28 protein-coding genes are annotated in these 23,151 nt (G+C 53.1%); 23 read left to right on the top strand and 5 right to left on the bottom strand.

Annotated elements, in window-relative coordinates; genetic code table 11:
- Positions 1-12: 12 nt before the first annotated feature.
- The 8 genes from AV059_RS02910 to AV059_RS02875 all read left to right on the top strand — a co-directional run bounded on the left by AV059_RS02910 (position 13) and on the right by AV059_RS02875 (position 4,910).
- Positions 13-216 carry a hypothetical protein gene (locus tag AV059_RS02910; RefSeq protein WP_058992205.1) on the top strand — a complete coding sequence of 68 codons (204 nt, stop codon included), beginning with the start codon at positions 13-15 and terminating at the stop codon, positions 214-216.
- Positions 209-424, top strand: coding sequence for a hypothetical protein (locus AV059_RS02905; RefSeq protein ID WP_058992203.1), 216 nt, complete (start codon positions 209-211; stop codon positions 422-424). Before AV059_RS02910 ends, AV059_RS02905 begins: the two co-directional genes overlap by 8 nt.
- 335 nt (positions 425-759) lie before the next feature.
- A complete protein-coding gene (locus AV059_RS02900) occupies positions 760-1,941 on the top strand; it encodes a tryptophan--tRNA ligase (RefSeq protein ID WP_058992201.1) in 1,182 nt (393 codons plus the stop codon).
- A gap of 213 nt (positions 1,942-2,154) precedes the next feature.
- Complete coding sequence (locus AV059_RS02895) at positions 2,155-2,832, top strand: hypothetical protein (protein ID WP_058992199.1); 678 nt, start codon at positions 2,155-2,157, stop codon at positions 2,830-2,832.
- A 57-nt stretch (positions 2,833-2,889) separates the two neighbouring features.
- On the top strand, positions 2,890-3,789 hold the full coding sequence (locus tag AV059_RS02890; protein WP_058992304.1) for a transcription initiation factor IIB family protein: 900 nt from the start codon (positions 2,890-2,892) through the stop codon (positions 3,787-3,789).
- Between the two features lie 75 nt (positions 3,790-3,864).
- On the top strand, positions 3,865-4,251 hold the full coding sequence (locus tag AV059_RS02885) for a hypothetical protein (RefSeq protein ID WP_058992197.1): 387 nt from the start codon (positions 3,865-3,867) through the stop codon (positions 4,249-4,251).
- 85 nt (positions 4,252-4,336) lie between these two features.
- Positions 4,337-4,633 (top strand): ribbon-helix-helix domain-containing protein, encoded by a 297-nt coding sequence (locus tag AV059_RS02880; protein WP_058992195.1) that lies wholly within the window; start codon positions 4,337-4,339, stop codon positions 4,631-4,633.
- Positions 4,623-4,910, top strand: a complete 288-nt coding sequence (locus tag AV059_RS02875; RefSeq protein WP_004966184.1) for a type II toxin-antitoxin system RelE/ParE family toxin — start codon at positions 4,623-4,625, stop codon at positions 4,908-4,910. Before AV059_RS02880 ends, AV059_RS02875 begins: the two co-directional genes overlap by 11 nt.
- Here AV059_RS02875 and AV059_RS02870 read toward each other — a convergent pair.
- Positions 4,889-5,278: a hypothetical protein gene (locus AV059_RS02870; RefSeq protein ID WP_058992192.1), complete on the bottom strand. Its 390-nt coding sequence runs from the start codon at positions 5,276-5,278 to the stop codon at positions 4,889-4,891. The two genes, AV059_RS02875 and AV059_RS02870, sit on opposite strands and share 22 nt — an antisense overlap.
- 106 nt (positions 5,279-5,384) lie before the next feature.
- Here AV059_RS02870 and AV059_RS02865 point away from each other — a divergent pair, with 106 nt between their 5' ends.
- The gene (locus AV059_RS02865) at positions 5,385-5,825 is read left to right on the top strand and encodes a hypothetical protein (protein ID WP_058992190.1); all 441 of its coding nucleotides are present in this window, start codon (positions 5,385-5,387) and stop codon (positions 5,823-5,825) included.
- Positions 5,826-5,928: 103 nt separating this feature from the next.
- Here AV059_RS02865 and AV059_RS02860 read toward each other — a convergent pair whose 3' ends face one another.
- The gene (locus AV059_RS02860) at positions 5,929-6,438 is read right to left on the bottom strand and encodes a hypothetical protein (RefSeq protein ID WP_154020976.1); all 510 of its coding nucleotides are present in this window, start codon (positions 6,436-6,438) and stop codon (positions 5,929-5,931) included.
- A gap of 1,134 nt (positions 6,439-7,572) precedes the next feature.
- Here AV059_RS02860 and AV059_RS02855 point away from each other — a divergent pair.
- Together AV059_RS02855 and AV059_RS02850 are read left to right on the top strand one after the other, a co-directional pair.
- Positions 7,573-8,397 carry an N-6 DNA methylase gene (locus tag AV059_RS02855; RefSeq protein ID WP_058992186.1) on the top strand — a complete coding sequence of 275 codons (825 nt, stop codon included), beginning with the start codon at positions 7,573-7,575 and terminating at the stop codon, positions 8,395-8,397.
- 64 nt (positions 8,398-8,461) lie between these two features.
- Positions 8,462-8,737, top strand: coding sequence for a hypothetical protein (locus AV059_RS02850; protein ID WP_058992184.1), 276 nt, complete (start codon positions 8,462-8,464; stop codon positions 8,735-8,737).
- Positions 8,738-9,976: 1,239 nt separating this feature from the next.
- Here AV059_RS02850 and AV059_RS02840 read toward each other — a convergent pair.
- Positions 9,977-11,011, bottom strand: coding sequence for a site-specific integrase (locus AV059_RS02840; protein WP_058992181.1), 1,035 nt, complete (start codon positions 11,009-11,011; stop codon positions 9,977-9,979).
- A gap of 490 nt (positions 11,012-11,501) precedes the next feature.
- On the opposite strand from AV059_RS02840, the gene AV059_RS02835 reads away from it, so the two are divergent.
- From AV059_RS02835 to AV059_RS02825, 3 genes are all read left to right on the top strand, one after another.
- Complete coding sequence (locus AV059_RS02835) at positions 11,502-12,797, top strand: orc1/cdc6 family replication initiation protein (RefSeq protein ID WP_004515887.1); 1,296 nt, start codon at positions 11,502-11,504, stop codon at positions 12,795-12,797.
- A gap of 695 nt (positions 12,798-13,492) precedes the next feature.
- Positions 13,493-14,320, top strand: coding sequence for a ParA family protein (locus tag AV059_RS02830; RefSeq protein ID WP_079990707.1), 828 nt, complete (start codon positions 13,493-13,495; stop codon positions 14,318-14,320).
- Positions 14,313-14,681: a hypothetical protein gene (locus AV059_RS02825; protein WP_050007901.1), complete on the top strand. Its 369-nt coding sequence runs from the start codon at positions 14,313-14,315 to the stop codon at positions 14,679-14,681. Before AV059_RS02830 ends, AV059_RS02825 begins: the two co-directional genes overlap by 8 nt.
- 29 nt (positions 14,682-14,710) lie before the next feature.
- Here AV059_RS02825 and AV059_RS02820 read toward each other — a convergent pair whose 3' ends face one another.
- A complete protein-coding gene (locus AV059_RS02820) occupies positions 14,711-15,037 on the bottom strand; it encodes a PadR family transcriptional regulator (protein ID WP_079990706.1) in 327 nt (108 codons plus the stop codon).
- Positions 15,038-15,157: 120 nt separating this feature from the next.
- Here AV059_RS02820 and AV059_RS02815 point away from each other — a divergent pair, with 120 nt between their 5' ends.
- From AV059_RS02815 to AV059_RS02780, 8 genes are all read left to right on the top strand, one after another.
- Positions 15,158-15,436, top strand: coding sequence for a hypothetical protein (locus AV059_RS02815; protein WP_058992177.1), 279 nt, complete (start codon positions 15,158-15,160; stop codon positions 15,434-15,436).
- Positions 15,437-15,493: 57 nt separating this feature from the next.
- Positions 15,494-16,318: a hypothetical protein gene (locus AV059_RS02810; protein WP_058992175.1), complete on the top strand. Its 825-nt coding sequence runs from the start codon at positions 15,494-15,496 to the stop codon at positions 16,316-16,318.
- A gap of 539 nt (positions 16,319-16,857) precedes the next feature.
- Positions 16,858-17,445, top strand: a complete 588-nt coding sequence (locus AV059_RS02805; RefSeq protein WP_058992173.1) for a hypothetical protein — start codon at positions 16,858-16,860, stop codon at positions 17,443-17,445.
- Positions 17,446-17,508: 63 nt separating this feature from the next.
- Positions 17,509-18,528 (top strand): hypothetical protein, encoded by a 1,020-nt coding sequence (locus AV059_RS02800; RefSeq protein WP_058992171.1) that lies wholly within the window; start codon positions 17,509-17,511, stop codon positions 18,526-18,528.
- A 233-nt stretch (positions 18,529-18,761) separates the two neighbouring features.
- On the top strand, positions 18,762-18,962 hold the full coding sequence (locus tag AV059_RS02795) for a hypothetical protein (RefSeq protein WP_058992169.1): 201 nt from the start codon (positions 18,762-18,764) through the stop codon (positions 18,960-18,962).
- 62 nt (positions 18,963-19,024) lie between these two features.
- On the top strand, positions 19,025-19,351 hold the full coding sequence (locus AV059_RS02790; RefSeq protein WP_147435934.1) for a hypothetical protein: 327 nt from the start codon (positions 19,025-19,027) through the stop codon (positions 19,349-19,351).
- Positions 19,352-19,472: 121 nt separating this feature from the next.
- Positions 19,473-20,030, top strand: coding sequence for a hypothetical protein (locus AV059_RS02785; RefSeq protein WP_058992165.1), 558 nt, complete (start codon positions 19,473-19,475; stop codon positions 20,028-20,030).
- A 578-nt stretch (positions 20,031-20,608) separates the two neighbouring features.
- Complete coding sequence (locus AV059_RS02780; protein WP_058992162.1) at positions 20,609-21,148, top strand: hypothetical protein; 540 nt, start codon at positions 20,609-20,611, stop codon at positions 21,146-21,148.
- A 1,178-nt stretch (positions 21,149-22,326) separates the two neighbouring features.
- Here AV059_RS02780 and AV059_RS02775 read toward each other — a convergent pair.
- Positions 22,327-22,587, bottom strand: coding sequence for a hypothetical protein (locus AV059_RS02775; protein ID WP_058992160.1), 261 nt, complete (start codon positions 22,585-22,587; stop codon positions 22,327-22,329).
- 84 nt (positions 22,588-22,671) lie between these two features.
- Between AV059_RS02775 and AV059_RS02770 the strand changes: the two genes are divergently transcribed.
- Positions 22,672-22,917: a hypothetical protein gene (locus tag AV059_RS02770; RefSeq protein WP_058992158.1), complete on the top strand. Its 246-nt coding sequence runs from the start codon at positions 22,672-22,674 to the stop codon at positions 22,915-22,917.
- Positions 22,918-23,151: the final 234 nt, after the last annotated feature.

Raw genomic sequence — 23,151 nt, 5'->3', positions numbered from 1 at the left:
CGCAAACCGATCATGAGTGTAAACAAGACAGACGAGACGGCTGTACAGCAGTACGAGAACTACCTCGATCCCGATGCTATCGTTCACTTTGGCGATGTCTCGGAGGAACTGGTCGAGTTGGTCGAGGAAACGCTGGAGACCTCCGAGTTCCTGTCGACCTCTCGCGACGAACTGCCCGAAACGACGCTGCTCGTTGAGGAGGTCGCAGATGAGTGACGACCAGCTGTTCATCGTCGTGGAGGGTGTCGGGCCAGCAGACTTTCCTGAGAACGAGGCGAGTTCAAACAAGCAAGACGAGGCCGTTGCTCTCGCGAACGATATCCACGACCTGATTCGCGAGGAGTACGGCAAGGAGGAGATCGAGGGCGTCATCCCGGTGGTTAATCCCAACGCACACGAGCAGATGCAGGCGACCGAACTCTGACAGGCGGCGAAAAGGCAGTTTCTTCAGCCATGATGCTGGCTGGAACGCCCGCTCAGTAAGTGTGCGAACGTACGATCTGACTCAGTACCTGTTGGCCGCGGAGGATTTCAATAGAGCTAGCGACTGGAATAGAAAACTTCTAACATACTCAATCTAAATTCAGTGGATATGGTGTCTACTTCCCGCGCCAATCGCTGGCGTTGGCACGTTTCTTGGGAAGTGGACAGTATCGCGATTTAGAGTCGGACGGGCTTAACCCGGCTGGCTCTACTGCGGTGCTCACTCGCTTTTTCATTTGTACTGCTTCCAAAGCGACGCCTAACATCAAACATACAATGCCAGCAGAAGACGACTTCACAGTAACGCCCTACGCCGTTGAAGGTGACATTGATTACGCTCGACTGCTAGACAAGTTCGGGGCTAACGCCCTGACGCCCGAGCAAAAAGAGAAATTCCCTGATCCAGGGCATCCACTTGTACGCCGCGACGTGTTCTATGCGGAACGCGATGTCGATGCCTTTCTGGATGCCGCAAACGAGGGTGCACTTCACTCAATTGTAACGGGACGTGGACCCTCGGGTCCGATGCACATCGGTCACATCTTTCCGTTCTACTTTGCCAAGTATCTCCAAGAACAAACTGGCACACTAGTCTATATCCCCTTCTCTGACGACGAGAAGTATTTACTCAAGGACAAACCGCTAGACGAAATTAGCGGCTACACTCGTGAGAACTTGCTCGATCTCCTCGCTGTCGGATTCGACCCCGAGCGGACCCGGATCATCGTCGATACCGCTGACGCTGACGTGGTGTATCCGCTTGCAACCGCCTTCGCCAAGGAAGTAACTCAATCAACGGTTGACGCTACGTATGGTGATCCGGAGAACATCGGTCTCTCGTTCTACCCTGCCGTTCAGGCTACTCACCTTCTCCTCCCACAGCTCGTCGAAGGACGGCATCCGACGCTTGTCCCGATTGCGGTTGACCAAGATCCCCATGTTCGCGTCTGCCGCGATGTTGCGGCCAAGCAACGCTACGACGTGGACAAGCCTGGGGCCCTACTCTCGAAATTCCTTCCAAGCCTCGAAGGCCCAGGCAAGATGAGTTCCTCTGACGATGCACCAAGTATTCTACTCTCCAACGACAGAGAGACGATCTTTGACAAAATCCGAACGTATGCTTATTCAGGGGGGCAAACAAGTCTCGAAGAACATCGAAAACAGGGCGGGAACCCGGAAGTCGATGTCTCGTATCAGTTCCTGTACTACTTCTTCGAGGGAAGTGACAAGCGAATGGACCAGCTCGCTCGTGAGTACCGAAATGGCTCTCTTCTGAGTGGTGAACTCAAGGAGATGGCCGCAGAGAAGATCGCGAACTTTCTAGGAGCACATCAGGAACGAAGAAAGGCACTTGCACCGCTTGAAGAGGAATTGCCTCGGTATCGACTTACTGAACGAGAAAGACGAAATGCGAAGCGCCGAGCAGGATATCCTGACAATTCTTTGGTGCAACAGTAAGCAGTCCGACTCAGCTCTGTTGAACACCATATTTCCGATAACAAAGAGATTCTGAATAAGGCAGGTAGACGTTCTAACTCGTTAGATTGGGTCCCCGCACTGCACATTCCTACCGACAAACAGATTTAGCCTCTACACAACAACTCTAATCCCGATTTTCTGCGCCCCAGCGGGTTGAGGGGCGTCCCACAGAGGGCGTTCCGCCTGTCATTCATGGCTACCACAGAATCCAGTAGCGAAGCCGACAGCATCGACGTTGAGGAGGATAGCCCGAACAGCCGTACCGTTCGGGCGCTGACCGAAGTGATGACCGTGTTAGACTCGATTGGTCGGGCACGCAACGCCGACGACCTCTTCCTGGTCAACTCTGGGTCCGGCTCAGAGTACCTTGTCGACACTCGAACAGGGAGTTGTGAGTGCAAGTGGAAGCAGTACAACCCCGGCAAGGAGTGCAAACACCAGAAGCGAGTCGCCTTCGCGACCGGCGAGCGACCCATCCCGCAGTGGGTTGACGACGACGCTCTCGACGACCAGTTCGGACTACACGTCGACGGCGAACCCCGCAAAGCAGTCGCTGATGGCGGAGTCATGCAGGTTCGGTTTGACGACGGCAGTGTCACGAGTCCAGCTGAGGACCCCTTGGCTGTCAACTCCGAGGATGAACCACGCACGAAGCGAGCGAAGCAGGAAGATATCGACGTTTCCTTTCTCGCAAAGCCCGGTCGCTACGAGGTTCATTCGGCGTCGGATAGCCGGTACGAGGTCGATGTGCTTGAGGAGACGTGCAGTTGTCCCGATGTCGCCGAGCGATGCAAGCACCGTCGCCGGGTCGAGATCGAGATTGAAGCCAAGCGAGTCCCCCGCCCGGATGGGAAATTGCCAGACGACTAACCGGGCACTACAGCGTGTTTTCTGACCCCCCAATTGGGTGAGAGGATGTCTCGGAATATATCTTCGCAAACTGTCCAGACAGAATTGTCTACAGCTACGCCGAGTTGTCCCGAGTGTGGCGGCACGCTTGATAGTAGCGGGCGAGAAACGCACTGTGAGAACTGTGGCCTGGTGACCGAGCAAGACCAGATCGACCGCAGGCCAGAGTGGCGGGCGTACGACAAGGCGGAACAGAAGCGGACGGGCGCACCCCGGACGGCCACTCGCCACGACCGAGGCCTGTCGACGAACATCGGCGGCGTCGAGAGTGCAGATATTTCCCCGAGACGGCGTCGACGGCTTGCTCGCCAGCGGCGACTCCACGGCCGGTCGAAGTTCGACAGCAAGCGCGACCGGAATCTTGCTCACGGGCTTGGCGAAATCCGACGCATTGCGAGTGCGCTGTCTGAGAGCAACGCGGTGAAAGAGCAGGCATCCACGCTCTTCCGGGAAGCCCAAGACAAGGACCTCCTAATCGGGCGGTCGATTGAGGGCGGTGCAGCGGCCGCTGTGTACGCCGCCTGCCGATGCAACGGCCTCGTGACGATGGAGACGGTAGCCGACGTTGCGCGGTGTTCTACATCGCATATCTGGAACTGCTACCGGACATTCCTGACAGAACTTGACCTCCCGATACCAGTGTCGCTCCCGGTGGACTGGGTGGCACGGATTTGTTCGGACCTTCCATTCGACGTTTCCCCGGACATTCGCCAGCGAGCGCTCGAACTGGCAGAGCAGGCAACCGAGTCCCCCGAGATCAACGGGCGACCAGACGGTATCGCAGCCGGCGCACTCTACCTTGCTGGCCAGGAGTCGGATATCCGGCTCACGCAAGCGACGATAAGCGAGACGGTGGATTTGCATACAAATACGATCCGTCTGTGGTTCCAGCATATCGAGAATCACATGGTTGGGTGACCTCTCGCGACGCCCTGTTTTGCGTGCCCCGGCGGGGTGCAGGGCGAACCAGCAAGCACGTCCTGAGAGAGACGTATGTCAGTTATAGATACTCCCGAATCGGCGACACAGCACGACTCTGAGACTGTTTTTGCGTCGGTCCCAGCACTACGGTCGCCAACGAAAGTCGCATCGTTTGTCGAACGAGTTCTCGTCGAACTTCGTCACGAACCCGTGGCTGCTCGGTACGTGACCGATCTAGACCGGGCTGGAGCGACGACAATCTGGTGCCAGGTTGAGCACACGCCGCTGGACGTTGACGCAGAGTACGTTCAGATTCGAGACGACCCACGATTAGGTGTTGATATCGAGCCGTGTTCGCAGGCGACGGTTCGAGAACGACTGTGCCAGTGTCTTGACCACGATCGGACTGGGCGCGTTGATGTCCGACCGCTGGCCGGTGTCTCGATGGGCGATGGCTGATGAGACGATACCACTACTCGACAGCGCAGCTGTACGTCTCAGAATAGGTGAAGAATTATACTACACCAGCGTATAGCATTTGTATATGTCTGATGCAGACAGCGATACTGGAAACGGTGGTCCAGAGATGGTACAAATAAACCTCCGACTGAGCAAATCGTTTCTCGAAGACATCGATGCAACGTGGCAGGAGGAGGGATTCAATTCACGGAGTGAGTTCCTTCGCCACGTCGCTCGGGATGCAGTGAAGCACCCCGCATTTAGTCGGAGTGGGTGGAAACAGATTGCCGCGAGCGAGCACGATCTTCGGGCGGATAATGCTGAACTGGTTTCGCGTGAAGACGTCCGTGCGATGATGGATCAAGACGGTAATGACGAGTGACGCTGAGTGGACGTGGAAGTTCACTGAGCGTGCGACTGAGCAGTTTGGTGATCTCGATACGCACGTTCAGGATCGAATCGTTTCGAAACTAGACGAGGTTGTCGACTCAACATGGCGCGAGCCCAAGGACTTCCTAGAACCACTGACTGGCGGGCCGTTCTGGAAACTCCGTGTTGGAACGTACCGCCTTGCATGTGTGCTTGCACATGATGCCTCAGTGCTTGAAATCCACAGAATCGAACACCGGAGCGGTGCTTACACGGCTGACGACGACTGACTGTCGCTCGTTCGTTCTGGCAGGTCAAGATCACCGAGAGCAGCGTGCTGGCGGAGAACACAGAGATGTGGGCAGACGGTCGTCGCCTGGAAGACTTCGCAACTACACCAGCCGGCGTGGATCCCGTTGGGATGCTCGGCCAGCGAGCAATTAACCGGACAGTCGTCGTCAACGGAGACGAGAAACAGGTCCGGACGACCACCTTTCGTTACGTCGACACTGGCATCGAGGGCGGCGTTCCACGTTGCTGATCGGTCGTCACGAATCCGCTGGAAATCAAGATCGCGGGTGCCACTGGGCTGGCGGGATATCCACTGGTCTGGGGCCGAATACTCGCTGGTCGTGGTGGGGGACTCGGCTGTTTTCATGATGAGTCCTCGTACTAATACATATATTCCCAAACAGCAAAAGAGTTGCTATAGAAGCGATACAGAGCGGATTTTGTGTTTCTCTAGTGGCTGAGAGAATCCAACAATGAGTAGTGGATACCGACGAGGGAACACCGGGCCGAAAAAGCTGAAGTGGCGCTGGAAAGATGAGACTGACAATCGGTCGCTGCCCCAATCGTGGGCCGACAACGGTCGCACAGAATCTCCCGAGGAGAACGAAGTGCAGTTGTACGCAATCCAGTGTCGGGCTGGACTCTTGCTTGAGTGGCTGGTCAATACACGAACAGGAAAGCTACTCAGAGGTCCACTGAGTGAGAAACCGGGGCTTCGCGTTCTGTACGTCACCGCTGGTGGTGAGTATGCAGTCCTGAAAGAGTTGGAGGCCCGCGAAATTGACGACAGTTGGAAGCCGCCCAAGCAGTTCGCCAGCATCATCGCGAAGCACCCAGAGGAGGCTGATCCCGTTCCAGACTCCAGCCAGGATTACTACCGGCGCTCGGTCGAAGACCTATACGACCCGTCGTAGCCGCTGTAGAAGGGTTTATTTGCTCATGGCAGCGATTGAAATGACCGTTCAGTGAGTAGGCGAATTGACCACGGGTGCGACTAACCGAACATGTCGCTGCTGGTCATTCTTCGACGCGAAACCCCTGTGCGGGCCCGGTAGGATATTCCGGGCCGATGATCGCGTCACAGCCGTCCACGTCGAGGGTCGGTTGGAGCCTGTCGGAACCGTCTCGACGGAGTTGAATATACCCGTCCCGAGAGCCCCGTGGGGCTTCGTCGACCGAGGCGCAACTGGCTGTAAACCACGTCAGCGGCGTCAGTTCGGTACCGTCTATCGTTAGTTCGACCGTGTACTCCTTCTCCCATGCACCAATATCCTCGAACTCAATACCGCGTTCAGATGGGAGTTCGTACTGGCCCTCGACGACGGCGTTCCCGTTCTCATCGATGACACGAACGGTTGCGATTTCTGTCGAGGTATTGTAGTTTACGATGTAGAGATCGTGTGGCTGCTCCGTTGTCTGTGATGGTGTGGGGGATTCTGTCTTGGAATCGAGGGGCGACGTCTCCGTTTCGGTTTCTGCCGTGGTTGAGGTTGGAGGATTATTTTCAGTGTCGTCATCAAAACTCACCTCCAGACAACCGGAGAGAGACATGGAAAGCGCTGAGATTGAAAGAAATTGTCTACGATTCATACCGTTGTGTGGAAATGAGTGTGTAAGTGCTTTGTGAGGGCCATGTGAACTGGCAGTACTTCAGTCAGATTACGAAAAGAAGTGCTATGTGGATTACCTGTATTGAACGAACCGACTGCCTTGGAAGCGGCCACTTGTCCGTGACCGACTTGCGCTCTGAAACCAGCAGGACTACTGAAACCTATCACCGGTTGAGGGTTTCAACAAGGCCAACTATCCCATTTGGTGTACTTTAACAACTAATAAGACGAATTTTTTCTAACCAGTGACCAGTTCACACAAAGTATTTTGGTTTTTTCGGAGGTAAAGAAATCATGAAGCGTCGAAAAATAATCACAGATACGTTATCCGTAATATTCTTGTCTGGGTGTACTACTGATTCAAACGATCAATATACACCGAACAGTACAAGCACTGAACCCATCCCTAACAGTACAAGCACTGAATCTACCCCCTCAGCGGGAGATTGCTACCCACAGTTTTGTAGAGGAACAAAGCTTGTAGACGTGGTTGTAGACGCAGACTTTTCGGGTACAGTTGTAGTGGAAGCAGCATGTCGTGAGAGGAACTACAAACTCCAATCAGGTGACTCAATCACGATCACACGGAAGGCTGATGGCGAATCTTGCGATATTATAATATCTGCGAATGATCAGACAGTGTATAACCAGACTATAGCTGACTATGTATCTATTTCTCTTCGGGTTGGCCCAGATGGCAACGTCTCTAGATCATCGATTAAAGAATTGTAACTATATAAGATCGGTTAAGATCTAGACTCTGAATTAGTCGGCTGGTTTGTATGCATAGTATGTATTCGCGTAGAATATTTTGTTAATTTATTCCAGTCATATTGAAAAGAAGAACACTAATCCTGTAGATCTCGTGTCCTCTTTCTCCGTTCCCATCGCCATTTGGGAAGCTAACTAAGAACGGGTGTCCGTCGTGCTTTTGTTCTATTCTCTCTGGGTTTTTCATTAGTTGTACTGAGCAGCTCATTCCAGGAGTGGAATTCCCAGAGTGGCACTCTCCGGCAGGCCAGATTTTGTGACGCTCTGGTGGCTGAGAAGCATGGCTTCGCCACAGATCGACGTCGACGAGATTGTTGCAACGCTTGAGCAAATTCGCCAGCGGGGACACAGCGCACACACGGTCTTCAGAGACTGGGTCAACCTCATGCTGTTCGCACTGCAGGACCGAGACGATCCATATCTGGAGATTGTCGACGACTATCGCGAGCGCGGCGATATGGACCACCCACGCGAGCAGCGATCAGTCGACCTCTTCGCCGAGGCGTTCGGCCAGCTCCAAGAACAGATGGCGGCTACCGACGCTGACGTTCTGGGTGCCGTCTACGAGGAATACGGACTGTCCAGCGATGCGTTCGGCCAACACTTCACGCCCCACTCTGTTTGCGAGACAATGGCTGAGATCGCCGGCGTCGGAGACGAGAGCGACACCGATGATAGACAGACGATCCTTGACCCGGCCTGTGGGAGCGGTCGAACACTGGTGGTCGCCGGTCGAAAGCAGCCAGACGGCCTGTTTGTCGGGCAAGATAAGGACCCACTGTGTGTCCGAATGACGGCGCTGAACTGCTGTTTCCTGAATCTGGATGCCTACGTTATCCAGGGCGACTCACTGACTGTCGAGTTCCAGCGAGTATGGCAGACCTCGTACTCTTCGCTGGGTGGGAGCGTTCGCGAGCTAGACGACGAGGAGGTCGAAGAGCTTCACGAGTGGGTGACCGACGCCTTCGAGAATACGGTCGAAGGAGGGAGCCAGCCCGGGTCAGAACAGCAGACAGAGACGGAGTCGGATGGTCGGACGCCGCCGGTCGCGACATCTGTCCCGAGTGAACAGGCCAGTCTGGGTGCGTTCGAGAGTAGCGATTGACGGCTGTTTTGTGTGCCCCGGTGGGGTGCGGGGCGTTCCAGTGAGAGCGTCCCCGAGAAGACCCATGTCAAGTGAACCAGAGACAGAGCCGGATGCAGCTCCAGACTCAGTCGAAAAGGTCGAACGAACGGACTTTGGGTGCAGTATGGAGGCCCGAATGAAACGAGGAACCGGGACGCGAGACGAAGACAGTATGACGATCAAGTCAAAGGGTGAGACTGCCGAGGAGACGATTGCGGAGTTTTACAAGCTCTTGGAAGAGTACGAGCAGGAAATCGGTGGTCGGCTTCGGGGTGTTCAGCCCGAGGAGGACGAGGCAGGCAAGGAAGACGACGAGTAAGGCCCTCTATTATACTGCCCAGCGGTTGGGTGGGGTGACCGCGACTGCAGGGCACACGTTCCTGTTGATTGGCGCGAGGCAGTGGCTAAACGCTTATATCCGAGGGTAGGCAATTTTTGCGTGGAAGGAACACTGTCACACGCTCCTTCCATCCCCTTTCCATGTCTGATGACACGCGAAGTCTCGGTCGCTGCCCAGACTGTGGCGAGCGTATCACAACTCCGTGGCTGCTGGTTGAATACGAGAAAGACGATGGTACGGAGGGTATCTGGGCCGAGTGTCCAATGTGTGAAGATGTCGTTGCACCAGAGTAGTCCCGAACTCCCAGACTCGCGTTCTTCAGTCTGAGAGGCTTCGAGAAGTGACTAACCAACATTCAGAGTGGATTGTACGCTGGTGTTGGTTAGCTCCAGCGTAGCAGGTTTTGAGAAGATCCAGAGGCCGAAACAACAATTGTAGCCGTTGATAGTAGCGTACTGGCGTCCATACCAACGGTTGACTGAGTATTACAATAGGGGCCCGTCACGGTACCTGCGTGCGGTGTCAACGCAGGCCCGGAGTGTCACCCTCACCGCTGCGATATTAGAACCATTCAGTATACTCGCCACAGTGGGTACACTCGGCACGGGTACGCCACTCGTCCCCGTGCTTGTGATCAACCGGTGCAACCTTGACTACCCGGATGTCGATGGAGCCACACTGTGGACATTGCCCCGGAATTTCCGCGTTGGCCACGCTGAACTATTGCCCCCATGAATGGTCCAGTCGTGGCTAAGTAATGATAGTTATGCTGCAGAAACATTGGTTGAGTGATGGATAAGTCAGCAAGTATATGAGTTCATCACAGCCACTATCGATTACTGTGGGTATGGGGCTTTTTCAGAGAGTGTGAAATGGCTACGCTGTGGCCTGTGTATCCCTCACCCGAAGCGACGAGCGAGTTCATAAGCGACGGTAGTAGGAACAGTGATTGTAAGAATCACGAATGCGATCTCATCGACAGTCGGACCGGACTGCGTGAGCGAACTGTAGAATATCAAAGCGCCAGTAGCAAGCACCCCGACAACAGTTGATACGTATTCTGGGTCTGTCCACTGACTCGGAGGGTCTCTGGAGGGCATATGAAGAAGCTGTGTTTGTGTGGCGGGTAACGTTTTTGCAGTCTCCCTGTCCGTACGAATCTCGGCGTACATGGACCACCTGTACTGGCTGTTGCAGCCATAAATAGAGTTGCTGTATCTATAACAGCCGTTCTGTGTCTGAGATGATATCGTTCGCTTCGTCACGCGTGCGTTTTGCGGCCTCCTGTGCGTAGCCTTCGTGGGTCGTCTCGATGGACTTGTGGCGTAGCACATCCTGCGCCAGCTGTGGGTTCTCGCGATAGATTTCTCGTCCGAGCCCACGGCGGGCACCGTGTGGCTTCAGTGGCTCCTCGAACTCGTAGTCGGACCACTCACAGAGTTTGGCGAGGATATCCCGAGCCGACTGGGTTGTGATCGACGGCGTCGGGTCAAGTGCCTTCGCCGCGTTGTCGAGTCTGGGAAACACAGCTGCATTCTCGTCGGGCTCTCGAAGTTGCTTCCAGCGCCGAAGCGGGCGAAGCGCGTCATCGAGGATCGGCGCAGATTCTCGGGTGCGGTTCTTGCCGAACACCTGCATTGTGCCTCCCTCTAAATCGACGTGCCGCCACCGCAGGCCGTTCCGTTCTTCATCATCAGAAACAGCGACCAGTTCTGCACTACGCGCACCGGAGTAGGCGAGGAGGAAGACGAGTGCCTGGTCGCGGTAGGCCGCCGTGCGGTCGACGTCGTCGCCCTCGCCGGCGTCGTCGACGCGGGCGGTCGCAGTGGCACAGATGGCGTCGCGGTCCCGTGCAGTCCAGTACTGCTGGTCTGTTTCGGTCTCATCGGTCGGGAGCGGACCTTCGGCGTGGTTGGTCTTGGCTGGGTTCGTCGGGATCAGGCCCTCGTAGACGGCCCATGTGAGAAACGAGCGGACGTATGCGAAGTAGCGGCGGGCAGTCTCGGGTGAGATATCGTCTCTGCCGTCAGCCCGGGCGAGGTCACGAGCGTATTGCCGACAGAGATCATCGTCGATATCCTCTGGATTGGAGATGGTATGCTGGTCCCGAGCCCACGTTGCGAACTTTCGCAGCACGCTGGCGACGTTTGTTCGGTAGCGCCCGGAGTCGATATCGACGAGTCGTTTCTCGATGGCGGCTTCGAGGGCGTCATCCCCAGGAGTAGCGTCGTATGCAGGCGGAAGACGATCCATGCTTCCCGTACAGCGGCCTCCCGCCTAAAACTGGTGGTGCTTATGTGAATAATACAAACCTATCTACAAAACCAGAATTTCGGTGTTTCAGGCACTCTGTGTCTGAATACTCGGGCTTTCTGTGTCTGGTAAAGTCTATGTAGCTATATCAATCTCGCTCAAATTCTGTCCTTTAACGAACAACATAATCTCATCCAAGTAATGGTATGAGCTTTTCATTCGCTCTTGTTGTGTACATGACGATAATACTTCGAAGACGGTGTGTTTGGATATCCAATGATACTCCGAAGACGGTGCGTGAATTCTATTTTAGTAGATAACGATATTCCGGGTATAAGAGACTGCAGTTGCCAAGAATAGTGAGATGTTACTTCGAACGTGGTGTAGTATATTTATGTGGATGGGAGATACATCGGGATATATGACTGACAGCGACCACTCATCAGGGAATAATGTGGGAGATACTGACGATTCACTCACCGTGCGGGAGATGATTGAACAGGCAGGCGAGGAGTCAGTGTTCAGAAATCGGAATCTAGTGGAGCCCGACACGATTATCGACAGAGACCGTATTGTTGGCCGCGACGATCAACTGAGAACTGTCGTCTCTAATCTTCGGAAGGTTCTGAATGAAAACCGCCCACCGAACTTACTACTCTACGGTCCTGCAGGAACAGGGAAATCGCTGATATTTGACGCTGTTGCCCGGCAAATCCGAGACATATCTAAGAATCGGGGTTATGAGTTCGGTACACTCCGAATTAATTGCCAAAATCTCAGGAGTCTTGACGAAGCCGTGTACGCACTTGTCCGTGAAGCTGCTCATGACCTCAACGAAGAAATCGGAGTCGCGCGGCATGGCGTCTCTACGAGTACGAAGTATGACCGTCTCTACGATCTGCTAGATGAAGGATACGACTCTGTCGTGTTTGTCTTAGACGAAATTGACTTGCTACTCGGTCGGCGGTCATCTTCAAGCGAACCCGCATATTCGGATTTAATCTACCAACTCAGCCGCGCCAGCATTGAGAGCATAGATATTCAGGTATCAGTAGCTGCACTAACCAACGACCCTGAGTTCATGAATAACCTGGACGCACGAGCGGAAAGTTCGTTCAACCCACGGGACATTCCCTTTTCCGACTACGATGCTAACCAACTACAGGAGATTCTCCGGAACCGGGAAGACGCATTTATTCAGGACGCATTATCCGAGGACGTTATCCCGTTGACTTCTGCCTTCGCTGCTCAAAGTCATGGAGACGCTCGGAAAGCTATTGATCTTCTTCGGAAGGCAGGCGACGTCGCGAATGAGAACGGTGATCTGACTGTGACCGAGAATCACGTTCGGGAAGCTCAAGAGGATGTTGAGACTGACCGTTCTCTCAAGCTTGTGGAAGGACTGACGACACAGAAGAAAATCTCGTTATATGCGACAGCCGCGGTGGCGGAGTTCGGGAAGAGTGGGTCAACGACGGCGTCATCGCGGGTGGCGTTCCCGGTGTACCAGTTTCTGACGGATGTGCTTGATGCAGATGGACGGACACGGGAGACGTTCAACAACTATGTCCGTGAGGTCGGGACGTATGGGCAGCTCGATCACGAGAGGAAAAGCCTCGGCGGAAAACAAGGTGGGGGGATGTACTTGATGTATGAGTTCAAGCGTGACCCCGGAGAAATCAAGAAGCGGTTAGAGCAAGACGAACGTATTGCTGATTTGAGTCACCACGAAGATGGCCTTAAGCGAGTGATTCAGGCACAGAAGCGCAATTTTGCGGAGGATTAGCATATCTACATAGGGGGAGCCACACACCGTCTTCGAAGTATCTTTGTGGCAGGTTCCACGGATAAGTTGTTCTGAAGTATAATCAGAATGGATAGAGACACACCGTCTTCGAAGTATCTTTGTTTAAAATAAGCGAGTAGTAGAGTTATGGGCATACTTTGCGATGCTCTTGATGATTCTTAGTCTGTTGATACTATTTCTCAAGTAGTGGTACGGATTTGGTTTTTCTCCCTTCTTATTAAATCTATCTCATACAATAGTCAATTTAATATCTTATCTTCCACCATTTCAATTATCCATTATTCCTCAAACTGCTCTGCATGAGTTGGTTATCGACTATTCTCCACAAACACCAATCCAGGAGGATACTTCGAAGACGGTGTGTGGGTGTCCGAAAACTGGTTGACAACTGCTTGAGACGCTAAATCTAGTACCCGGACTCGACTCCAATGGGGGTAGGGTAAGTATCAGTTAGCTACCCTTGATTCGACAGTGACAGCCGTACTATTCGAAATAGCTGGAAATTACGAACACTACGTATATTACGGATATTTCGCAACTTCCAAGTCTTACGGAAGTTGCGTAATATATGTCTTATATCTGTCGCACTGGAATTTATGTACATGGCGTAATATACGACATATACGAATGGCCCGCAAACTTCGCAAACTTCGAAAATTTCGAGAGGTGCGTACATGAGAGTCACAATTGGTATGCAGAAAGGGGGAGTCGGAAAGACAACGACAACGATCAACACGGCAGGCGCACTCGCTGAACGTGGCCATGACGTGCTCGCAATAGATGCTGATCCGCAGGGAGCTTTAACGCTCAAACTCGGGCATAAAGAGCAATATAGACAGTTCTCTGACAACCCAAATGAAGACGCGGAGGCACTGATTGATGTCCTAACCCAAGATGGAGATATGGAATTCGACCAGTTAGATGATCTCATCATCTCCGGTGGGGAGTACGACATTATTCCTGCGCATATGCGGAATTTCCTTGCCGAGAAGTCTTTGTACACTGATCGGCGAGGCTTTGAGTCTCTAAAAATCGCTCTCAACCGCTCTGACATCGACTATGACTATGTCCTGATCGACTCGCCTCCAAATCTTGGGCCGCTCGCCGATGCTGCACTTCTCGCTGCAGAGAACGTCTTATTCCCAAGCGAGCCGAATGTTATCGCTCAGGAGTCGCTTAAGATCTTGTTTGATGAAGTAGAGACTCTAGAAGACCAGTTCGAGGTCAAGATTAGGGCTATTGGAGCCATCCTAAATCAAGTCCCAGCTCAAGGCTCCATCGCAGAAGATATGCAGGACTGGTTCACTGAGACGTTCGGGGAAGATCGAGTTCTCTCAGTTCCAGACAGAGACGCAATTGAACACGCTATCGAATACGAAACATCAATTTATGCCTATGATCCAGACGACGCGGGTTATCCGTGGGATAGTGACCCAATCAATGAGCTTCGCGACTGTTATCTCAGCATCGCAGAGCTACTGGAGGAAATAAACAATGAGTGAAGACCTGAAAGAGCGGTTCAGCGATCATCAAGATCAAAGTAGCGACAAGGACGCTGAATATACTGAAATCGCAGAAGAAGAAACCGGACAGGCTGAGGCAGAAGCAGCAAACTCTCGACCCAAAGCAGAGATTCCAGTCAGAGATCGGAATCAGGTTACGATGTATCTCGGTGACGACCGAGAAGATGACATCTCCAAGCTGTTTCAAGAGGCCAACGCACAGTCTGTCCTTGCTGATGATGGAGAAATATCGAAAAATGACGAGTTCTACCCTGCACTGGTTGATTTCGTGACTGATCACAAACGGACAGAATTCTTGAAATTTTTGGGTTTAGAGGCAGATGCCGACGAAACCGAGTGACTGCCCATGCCAAATCACGTCACTGCTTGCTATGTGGATAGCTCGTCAATCGGAGCCAGATACTGATTTTCCCACTCTCGGTGACCTTGGAGGTCTCGCACGCCACGCCTTGTCAGTCGATACTTGTTTCCTCGTCCGTTCTTATCCATTTTCTTGATAAGCCCTTTCTCAGCCATTTCGTCCAGTTGCGGATACACACGTCCGACTGTGATCTCCTCGGCATAGTATTCCTGCAGTTCGGCGGTGAGTTCTGTCCCCATCGGATCGTCCATGCCTGCGATCACGACTAGCATATCACGTTTGAAACTATTCACATCGTACATCCTGTCAAACCAAACGCCACGTCCGAGATTCATAATCTTATTTATTCGCACTCATCTGAACCCGCCTTGGTAGCCTCCTGAAGCGCTGTATCGACCCTTTACCTTACACACAATGTTGTTTTATGCAGCCCTCGCAGCCGGAGGCATCACACAATGTCCAATCCATCAGACGACGCATTGCTGACAGAACTCGCAACCTACCAGAACCGGAAGCTTCTGCTCTGGCAGCTTGCAGCAGACGGACGCTCGTTCTGTGGTATCCAGTTTATCGCTCGGGAGCGCGACCTGCAGAACGCGCCCGTCGACGAGCAAGTCCAAGCCTTCGTCGATGATATGCTCTCGGATGGAGAGGTTCGGCCAGAGTACGACGCAATGGCTGACTGGGAAGCCCTGGAAGCGAACCACGGCGACACCGCTGACCAGTACCTCTAGACCAGACTCCGCCGCAGGGCGATTTTGTGTCGCCTCAATGGCTGGAGGCTTTCCAGTATGTTGCCGACAACCGAACCACCGTTCGACCCGATCTTCGTCGATGAACCACTGCTTATCCCAAACTACAAAGAGACGATCATCAGCAAAGTCGGCTTGCCGTTCTACGCCGACGTCACTCACCCCGATGAAGCGCCCGCTGACGAGCGCGAGCGAACCATCGACCTTGCGGAGCGAATCCTGCGTGCCGGCGGCGTCCGAACCGGCTTCGGGCACCACGAAGAAGTCCGAACCTCAATGGAGTCGTGGGCTCCCAATGCCGACGAGGAATGTGACGATGACCCTGGCTACTGGCGGTCGTCAGTTCTCTTGATGACTCCCCAAGAGATGAACTTCGGACAGCTGGACGGCGAACCCGAGCAGAAGCACAAGAAGGCCAAGACCGTGCTTGCGTGGGCCAGAGAGTGCATCGACAGCGATGTCCTTCAGGAGATCGAGCGGTCCCAAGCCGAGGATATCAAACAAGCGTGGCGCGACGCCGCAGAAGCCGAACTGACTCAGCGCGAAATCGACCAGTTCGCCGAGGACCCGCCAGACAAACTCGATGGGTGGACGAGACTTGACGCCGACCACGACGCTGTCGAAGTGGCCTACGTCGCTGACAACCACGGGACGCCGTCGGTTGCAGCCGTGTTTGAGGGGGCTGACAGCGAGTTGGAGGCGCTTGAGTTCACGCTGACGGAGTGGCAAGAGAACGACGGCAATCCTCGCGAGGCAAGGCCAAATCGGCACTGTGTCACGACTGACGGTGACGGGGCCTACGCCCGTCTTCGATCACATCTGCTGACCTTCGAGGTCGAACCGATAGAGCGACTTGAAGTGTGAGTTGATCTCGCTCTGAGTGCATAGAACACCGACAGTACAGCTGGTTGTATTCTGCTCTGCTGAATTGCTTAGAACATTGTAGGAGCCAGTCATCAGGTGCGGACCAGAACGTGATTGTATCTTAGTCGCTTTTAAGCGTTTCCTCAGGGAGCAGTATCTCGGGCCGTTGGCGGCAATCTGCAGCCCGCGCGAACGCTCTAATTCGATCCCACTCGTCGGGTGTGAGGTTGCTATCCATAATTGACAACTACCTGTTTAGCGTTTTAATATTTTCTGTATTTGTATGAAATAAAAGACAGTTAAGGAAAGCACGAGGACAAAACTAACCTCAGGAGGGTCCCTACGACACCCCCTTGAGACCGGCTTTAGTCCCAGACTTAACACACCGTATTTCGAGTGAAAATACCATCGCTGTCTGGTGGTTTTCTCCGGAGACAGTGGTGTGTGCCAATTCTTCAGCGATTAGTCGACCAGACTGTGAGTTTTTGCACCCCCAGTCGGGTGCGGGGCGGTCCAGTGAGGGCGTCCCGACAGTACCCATGGCATCGAAGACCACCAACAGCGATCAAACCGGAGAACAGCAACCAAAAGCCGATTCCACCGAAGCGCAGTTCCCAGACCTCACAGTCCACGCCGAGGGGACCGCAGATCGACTTCGGCGTGTGAATGAACCCGGGAAGGCCGATTGTCTCGAAACAGTCGAGGTCGAGCTAGCTGTCGAGTACGATATCGACTCCTACGACGAGTGGCGCAATCTCGTCGACCCAGACTACGCCATACACGGACGGACCGTTGAGAAGGGCACGATTATCGACGACCTGCTTGACAGACTTGAAGGCCACTACCGCCGGCAGTCGTCCTCTAGATATGAAGCCCCGGACTGGAATCTCACGGTGACCGGCTCGGCGACTGCTTGGCGACGACTCTTGATGGAATTTTCCCAGATGCGCGGTTCAGGTTCCGACCGTGCCCACAAAGGCACCCTTCGTCTCAAACGATTGCTCGCCGCAGACCTCGTAGACACAGGCGCAGCGCTGGCTGCCCTCGAACTCATCAACCAGTACGATCTGGACAGATCAACGGACACGTTCATCGCAGAAGTGACGGACAGCACGGACGGCGAGTAGCCAACTCGTCCTGTCTTGGTCTCTGTCGGTTTGTGCTTCCCTCGGGGCTGGAGTTTAAATACCATGACGAACGCAACCAAGCGTGTGACTGATCGAAATCCTGAGTACGATCCCGCTGATATCCTCGGCGCAGCGAGTTCCGATCCTGAAACGAGGGGGAACGGACGGGAACGAGTCCTCGACTCCACCGGCTATCCCGACCGTACAGAGGATGAGACTCGTACCTGTCGGACCTGTGGACAGGATATCCCACAGGATGAACGCCAGTGTCCGTTCTGCGCTCAGACCGGTATCTCAAAGACTTCGTCCGACGATCAGGATAGCAGCCCACTTGGGGAGTGGATATTCGGGCGGGTAGTACTCGCACTCGTCGAAGCGAACACCGACTTCCATGCACGAGCGCTCGGCGCTGCGGCCTTCTCCGTTTCCGACAGCATCGCGAGCGGTGAGGACGTCTCCCATGGAACGGTGAAGTGCCGAGCAGCATTTGGGACAGAGCCAGCCGCCACTCTCACGAAGGGGTGGCCCGACCTGCCGACCGAAACCACGATGGACGCGGAACCCGGACAGGCGCTCCTAGAGACGGCCGACGAGCAGATCAACTGGGACGGGGATGGGGGCGACGTCCAGCCACGGATCTATCTCGAGGACGGGTCACCAGTTACCGACCGCTCGGAGTTCCAGCAGCTCACGGATGAGTTCCGACAGGACGACGGCACGTACTGGCTTGTGCCCGGTGTCGTGCAGCGCCATCAGGCAAGAGCCGAACCGGAGATAGTTGGAATCGGGTTCCACTGTCGGCAGTGTGGCGCCGTGACGGGACACGAATCACACGGGCTGGACGGTTTCGAGTGTCACTCACACCTTGACCGGCTGATCTGGACCTGCAGGGAGTGTGGACAGCACCGACACGAGCCCGACCAAGAGGATGACACGGAGGAGGCCACGGACTACGAGCATCTCCTCGACGGCGTCTCACCGGAGGATATCCACGGCGACGAGCCGGACTTCCAGGAGCAGGAGTTTCAGGACCAGATCAGTGCCTATCGCGAGCGCCATGGCTTCTTTCCGTGGGAGCGGTAGCTGTCGTGTCGGCAAAGCGTAACGGGTGCTGTGAAGACACAGCGTGTCATAGAACTGTTCACAGTCACTATTCGGTTCTTGATCGACGGTCAGTATAGCTGAGCAGCCGAAAGGATGTGTCCGGTTCTCGGGTGAAAGTCGGAGATTTCCCTCTATATTGAGCACATACCAGAAGCAGACGAATTAACCCGGGTGTACGATTTATATGCAAACAATGAGTCAGATGTATTTGAATGTCAGTTGATCCAAGTGGACTTCCCAGTTACATTCTCTTGTTGTGCGTTGCAATAGGTGGTGCAATGGCCCTTCAGAAGGGGATGCTAGCTTCAGGATACGTAATATTCGGAAATACCATCCGAACGATGAACGTTTTTGGGGTTATAGGTGCTTTCGCTCTGCTTATTATGGTAATCGCCTACGGAAGGTGGCTCTAATGCAATTGGGACTATTCGAATACATCTCAAACCAGTTGCCCAGCATTTTCACTGGATTGACTATGGCGATAATCGGTCTAAGCGTCTACGAAGCAGGGGATGGCTACTTCCTATCTGGGGGCAGCTTCCGGGGAAAGCATGAGGCAGTTATAATACTTCTTGGAAGCCTGATTGGTGTCTCTCTATTTACCCCACAAATCAAGAGCATCTGGGTATCAATACTTCCTCAACTTCATCCTGCGCAAATCGTCGGCGGATTACTGCTGCTGGGGATGGTTGCTGTGAATGAAACCACTGGATGGAATCATTTAGAATTAAAATCAATTGTGTTTTACATAGCTGGCGCCGTCCTCATTGTTCGGCCAGATGTAATTTATCTGGTCTTCTGAGCGATCATTGACTCACAGAGTGTGGTAGTGATTCGGTGAGCTTGAGAGTGTTGCGACTCAAAATAATATATATTCAAATATATTCAGCCGGATTTATTTTTACTACTAAACTAACTACCATATGGACCCAAAAGAGCATCCAGAGCAGAAGAAATCTGTCAGCCTTGACCAGATCGGTGAGGCGATTGGTGATGCAGAAAGTGTTGACGATGAGTTTTGGGAAATTAGCTTAAAACAAGGTGAGGACACTTTCTCTAGAGGATATGATGAAGCCAGTACCCGGCGGCAACAGGCAATTGAAATGGTAAAAGTTGCTCTTCTATTAGGCTCGTTGTACCTTGCGCTGTATCGCTTCGGAGGTGATAATATCGGGGTAGAGTCTAATCCCTATTTCGCAGCTCTTCCGTTCATATTCCTTTCAATAGCTGTCACAAGCTACATTCTTGGATACTATGAACTTAGCGGTCAAGTTGCTGGCCCCTCATCTGCCAATTTACACTCTGCTTTAGAGAGTGGTTATGATTCAACTGAATATAAACGAATAATGTCAGCAGTTTATTTCAAGTGGTCCGATGATAATATGGATCTTCTACATAAAGAAGCGCGTCGATTTGGCTGGGGAACTGCTTTTCTACTTTCTTCTCTAGTAGCGATTGTTCTACTGGTTTTGCTAGGATAATACCTGCTACTGGGCAAGTCCATCTCAACTGAATAGACTGGCTCCCCGTCCGTTTCTGTGGGGGAGAGCCGGACACGCATTCGTCTTTAGCTAACACCAGTAGTAATTTTCAGAATTATAATTATAACTACAGAGATTAGGAAGAGCAATTCCGTCGGTCGAAGCGCTGTTCCTTGTCAAATCCTACGATGACCAACGCTAAAATCGGTGTTTTTCGACGTCCTATTGTGGTTTGAAGGCAAAATTCGACCGAAAATCACGGTCTAACAGTATTACTATGAGTATTATCTAAAGACGAATTGCCGGACACGTTCTCCCCCAAATTAACAGCGGCTGGGGTCGATCCATCGCAGAACTCTAGAAACCATAGCCGCAAATCTAGTGCCGCGTCAAGTCTGAACTGCTAGAATTAATCGAGAGACGCTGTATCGTGGGAATCTAGCGATTTACGACTGAAGCGGCACTAGATTACCGGACGTTCGCTTAGAAGGCTATGACGATTAGGACGGAACAGAAGTAAATCAGGGAACCACTCGCTAAACACTTTCACAGATTAGTAATAATCATCAGGATAATCAATGGCTTGCGATATCCTTCAAATCCAGCAGGACAACAGCCTCAGTTGTAGCCAAAAGCTGGACAAGATACAGAATTTAATCCAAAACATCGGATATTTACCACCTGGAGGCCTCCATCATGTATCCGACATCTTTGAGGACTGCGTCCAGCAGGAACACGCAAAATCCCTGGAAACCGCCTACCTGATCTCAGAAGAGACTAATATACTGGCCAGCTCCGATCTTGGACGGGGACTTGAGGCTATCGGAACCCACGATATCAACGCAGTCAACCAGTTCACCAGACAGAAAATACAGGGCCAAGACCTCAAGAAAGCACACTACCTAGCCCCTCTCATCCCACACCTCTACAGAGGACAGGAAAACGAAATGGCCAGTCAGATGCCGGACTGGTACAACACCTACAGCTACTTTTTCATCCGATCCCTCAAACGGACAATCGAATACTACCTCGAAGACCGGGCTTCTAAGGGCGACTTTGACACAGAGCTACAGGTCGTCCAAACTGAACTCGAAGACATAGCAAAAACGAAGACCTAGATTCCACCGACGCATACCAGGGCCGTCACAAACACGATCGCCTGCTCAAAATATCTCTACTACTCGACGACCTCGAATGGGACAGCAAGAACACTATTAATTACAACGAGGTCAAGCAGAACCTCTCCCGCTATCCGAACCTCGAACATCTACTCACCCACAACAAGCCAGGCATCCCTACCCTCCGAGACCACAATCAGCACCCACTAACAAACCTGCTCAGGCAAGAACAGGACCCAAATGAGAACCCGAAAACAGTACAGAAACTCACCTACTACAATCACTGTCTCGAACTAATAGCCGCAAACGGCCAAGCAACGACCCCTTAGCACTTTAAGAAAGAAAGTCCTAGGAAGACCAGAATACGAGAGCACGATAGCCGAAATGAAGTCATCAGCGCACTCCGCAGAGAGTTTAGAACCCCCAACGTTGACATCGAGAAACAGGCCCCCAACGGCAAACAACCAGATGTACACATCAACACGTCTTCAAAGACTATCTGGGGGTGAAATCACAATACCTCGCCCACAGACCTCCTACCAAGTCGCACGACGATACAGTCTGAGGACGAACCCCCAAGACACCGACTATTGGCCCAAGAAATCCCATCTACAAAAGCAGATTCTCAACAAGGTAGAGAGCCAGATACAACCAGTGAAAGAGGACACTGCGACCTCACAATGCTCGTGATCAAAACGAAGACTCCAAAGTCGACAAAGACACATTCCAGAACTATATTTTAGGCCGCCTCGACTTGCCATCCCGAAGATCCTGACGCCGAACCATAGTAATCCGGGGAGAAACCGGCCGAATACACATCGACGACTACCTCGATATATTAGTCCTGTTCGACACCCTGAACGATCTCAGCAGTCCACCCTACATTGAGGGCCAAGTGGCCAACCTGACCGACATCGATCCAACCATCATCGACCAGTTGGTTAACGTCTTCAACGCAGATGAACTTACACCCTCATAAGATTTTGAAAGAATCCAGGGTTTGAGACTGAGTGACAATCTACTGCCAGCTTCGAAAAAAATATTCTGCACCCTACATCTCGCACGGCGCTCAGAAAATCGAGTAAAATTGGTAGGACCGCTGGCAGTCCGTCTGCACGCTTACCAAACAGCCGTTTCACACCCTCTGATGAATAAAGAAACCGTATGCACAACGGCTGCTACTCCGGCAGTAGCCAGTCCAAAGCGATACTCGTCCCGTCCTCGGTCCGGGGCACTGTATTCTCCAACAAGTTCTCGTCACTTTTGTCGACGTCGAGAATGCCGGTTTCGACGATGCGAGGACTGTCCTCCCGTTCGCCGGTGAGGGTCAGGCACAGCTGGCCGTCGACCTTCCCACCGACAACCGAGATCGTCGCAACTTCGTCGGGAAACGAGACGGTCGTCCAGCCATCGGGTTTCCGGACCCGCAATTCGGTCATCAGCTCTTCTCTCTCGGCAAGCAGTATCAGCACTCTGGCTGGTATCCGAGCCATTTTGTGTCTCCCTCGGAGCCGGAGGAGATCATGAGTACCACAGCGCCTTCCTTCGAGGAGTATGACTTCGACCGCGGCGACCACGTCCGAACCGACTGGACCGACGGAGACGGCCCACTCGATGCAGTCGTCGGAACCGTTACAGAAATTTCGCGTTCCGGCGGCAACGTGATCGTCTCTGTCGAGGCTGACGACGACCAGTATCCCGACAACTCGATCTACGCGGGCACACACGATTGCGCTCCCGAGTGGGTCGAGACAATAGAGCAAGCCTAGTCTGACAGCAAGAGAACTCGCCCGTATTTTGTGAGCCCCCGCCGGGTGAGAGGCGGTCCAGAGAAGGCCTATCAGCCATATCCGAACAGGCAGGCGATCCAGACCAGTACCAAGATGGATCTGTCACACCCGTTGTGACCACTGGAATCGCTGTGGTCGCTCTGTTCGTGTTACGATCACTCACTACACTCCTGACAACAGGGGGTCGCTCCCGGTTCCTGCAGCTAGCAAACA

This window comes from Haloarcula sp. CBA1127, from assembly GCF_001485575.1.
GTDB lineage: Archaea > Halobacteriota > Halobacteria > Halobacteriales > Haloarculaceae > Haloarcula.
Note: the sequence above shows the minus strand (reverse complement) of the source record. Positions and strands in the feature narration are given on the sequence as shown.

Excerpts from the sequence above, each read along its gene's own strand:
- AV059_RS02910 (WP_058992205.1), top strand. The coding sequence starts at position 13 with ATGAGTGTAAACAAGACAGACGAGACGGCTGTACAGCAGTACGAGAAC.
- AV059_RS02905 (WP_058992203.1), top strand. The coding sequence starts at position 209 with ATGAGTGACGACCAGCTGTTCATCGTCGTGGAGGGTGTCGGGCCAGCA.
- AV059_RS02900 (WP_058992201.1), top strand. The coding sequence starts at position 760 with ATGCCAGCAGAAGACGACTTCACAGTAACGCCCTACGCCGTTGAAGGT.
- AV059_RS02895 (WP_058992199.1), top strand. The coding sequence starts at position 2,155 with ATGGCTACCACAGAATCCAGTAGCGAAGCCGACAGCATCGACGTTGAG.
- AV059_RS02885 (WP_058992197.1), top strand. The coding sequence starts at position 3,865 with ATGTCAGTTATAGATACTCCCGAATCGGCGACACAGCACGACTCTGAG.
- AV059_RS02880 (WP_058992195.1), top strand. The coding sequence starts at position 4,337 with ATGTCTGATGCAGACAGCGATACTGGAAACGGTGGTCCAGAGATGGTA.
- AV059_RS02875 (WP_004966184.1), top strand. The coding sequence starts at position 4,623 with ATGACGAGTGACGCTGAGTGGACGTGGAAGTTCACTGAGCGTGCGACT.
- AV059_RS02870 (WP_058992192.1), bottom strand. The coding sequence starts at position 5,278 with ATGAAAACAGCCGAGTCCCCCACCACGACCAGCGAGTATTCGGCCCCA.
- AV059_RS02865 (WP_058992190.1), top strand. The coding sequence starts at position 5,385 with ATGAGTAGTGGATACCGACGAGGGAACACCGGGCCGAAAAAGCTGAAG.
- AV059_RS02855 (WP_058992186.1), top strand. The coding sequence starts at position 7,573 with ATGGCTTCGCCACAGATCGACGTCGACGAGATTGTTGCAACGCTTGAG.
- AV059_RS02850 (WP_058992184.1), top strand. The coding sequence starts at position 8,462 with ATGTCAAGTGAACCAGAGACAGAGCCGGATGCAGCTCCAGACTCAGTC.
- AV059_RS02840 (WP_058992181.1), bottom strand. The coding sequence starts at position 11,011 with ATGGATCGTCTTCCGCCTGCATACGACGCTACTCCTGGGGATGACGCC.
- AV059_RS02835 (WP_004515887.1), top strand. The coding sequence starts at position 11,502 with ATGATTGAACAGGCAGGCGAGGAGTCAGTGTTCAGAAATCGGAATCTA.
- AV059_RS02830 (WP_079990707.1), top strand. The coding sequence starts at position 13,493 with ATGAGAGTCACAATTGGTATGCAGAAAGGGGGAGTCGGAAAGACAACG.
- AV059_RS02825 (WP_050007901.1), top strand. The coding sequence starts at position 14,313 with ATGAGTGAAGACCTGAAAGAGCGGTTCAGCGATCATCAAGATCAAAGT.
- AV059_RS02820 (WP_079990706.1), bottom strand. The coding sequence starts at position 15,037 with ATGAATCTCGGACGTGGCGTTTGGTTTGACAGGATGTACGATGTGAAT.
- AV059_RS02815 (WP_058992177.1), top strand. The coding sequence starts at position 15,158 with ATGTCCAATCCATCAGACGACGCATTGCTGACAGAACTCGCAACCTAC.
- AV059_RS02810 (WP_058992175.1), top strand. The coding sequence starts at position 15,494 with ATGTTGCCGACAACCGAACCACCGTTCGACCCGATCTTCGTCGATGAA.
- AV059_RS02805 (WP_058992173.1), top strand. The coding sequence starts at position 16,858 with ATGGCATCGAAGACCACCAACAGCGATCAAACCGGAGAACAGCAACCA.
- AV059_RS02800 (WP_058992171.1), top strand. The coding sequence starts at position 17,509 with ATGACGAACGCAACCAAGCGTGTGACTGATCGAAATCCTGAGTACGAT.
- AV059_RS02795 (WP_058992169.1), top strand. The coding sequence starts at position 18,762 with ATGTCAGTTGATCCAAGTGGACTTCCCAGTTACATTCTCTTGTTGTGC.
- AV059_RS02790 (WP_147435934.1), top strand. The coding sequence starts at position 19,025 with ATGGCGATAATCGGTCTAAGCGTCTACGAAGCAGGGGATGGCTACTTC.
- AV059_RS02785 (WP_058992165.1), top strand. The coding sequence starts at position 19,473 with ATGGACCCAAAAGAGCATCCAGAGCAGAAGAAATCTGTCAGCCTTGAC.
- AV059_RS02780 (WP_058992162.1), top strand. The coding sequence starts at position 20,609 with ATGGCTTGCGATATCCTTCAAATCCAGCAGGACAACAGCCTCAGTTGT.
- AV059_RS02775 (WP_058992160.1), bottom strand. The coding sequence starts at position 22,587 with ATGACCGAATTGCGGGTCCGGAAACCCGATGGCTGGACGACCGTCTCG.
- AV059_RS02770 (WP_058992158.1), top strand. The coding sequence starts at position 22,672 with ATGAGTACCACAGCGCCTTCCTTCGAGGAGTATGACTTCGACCGCGGC.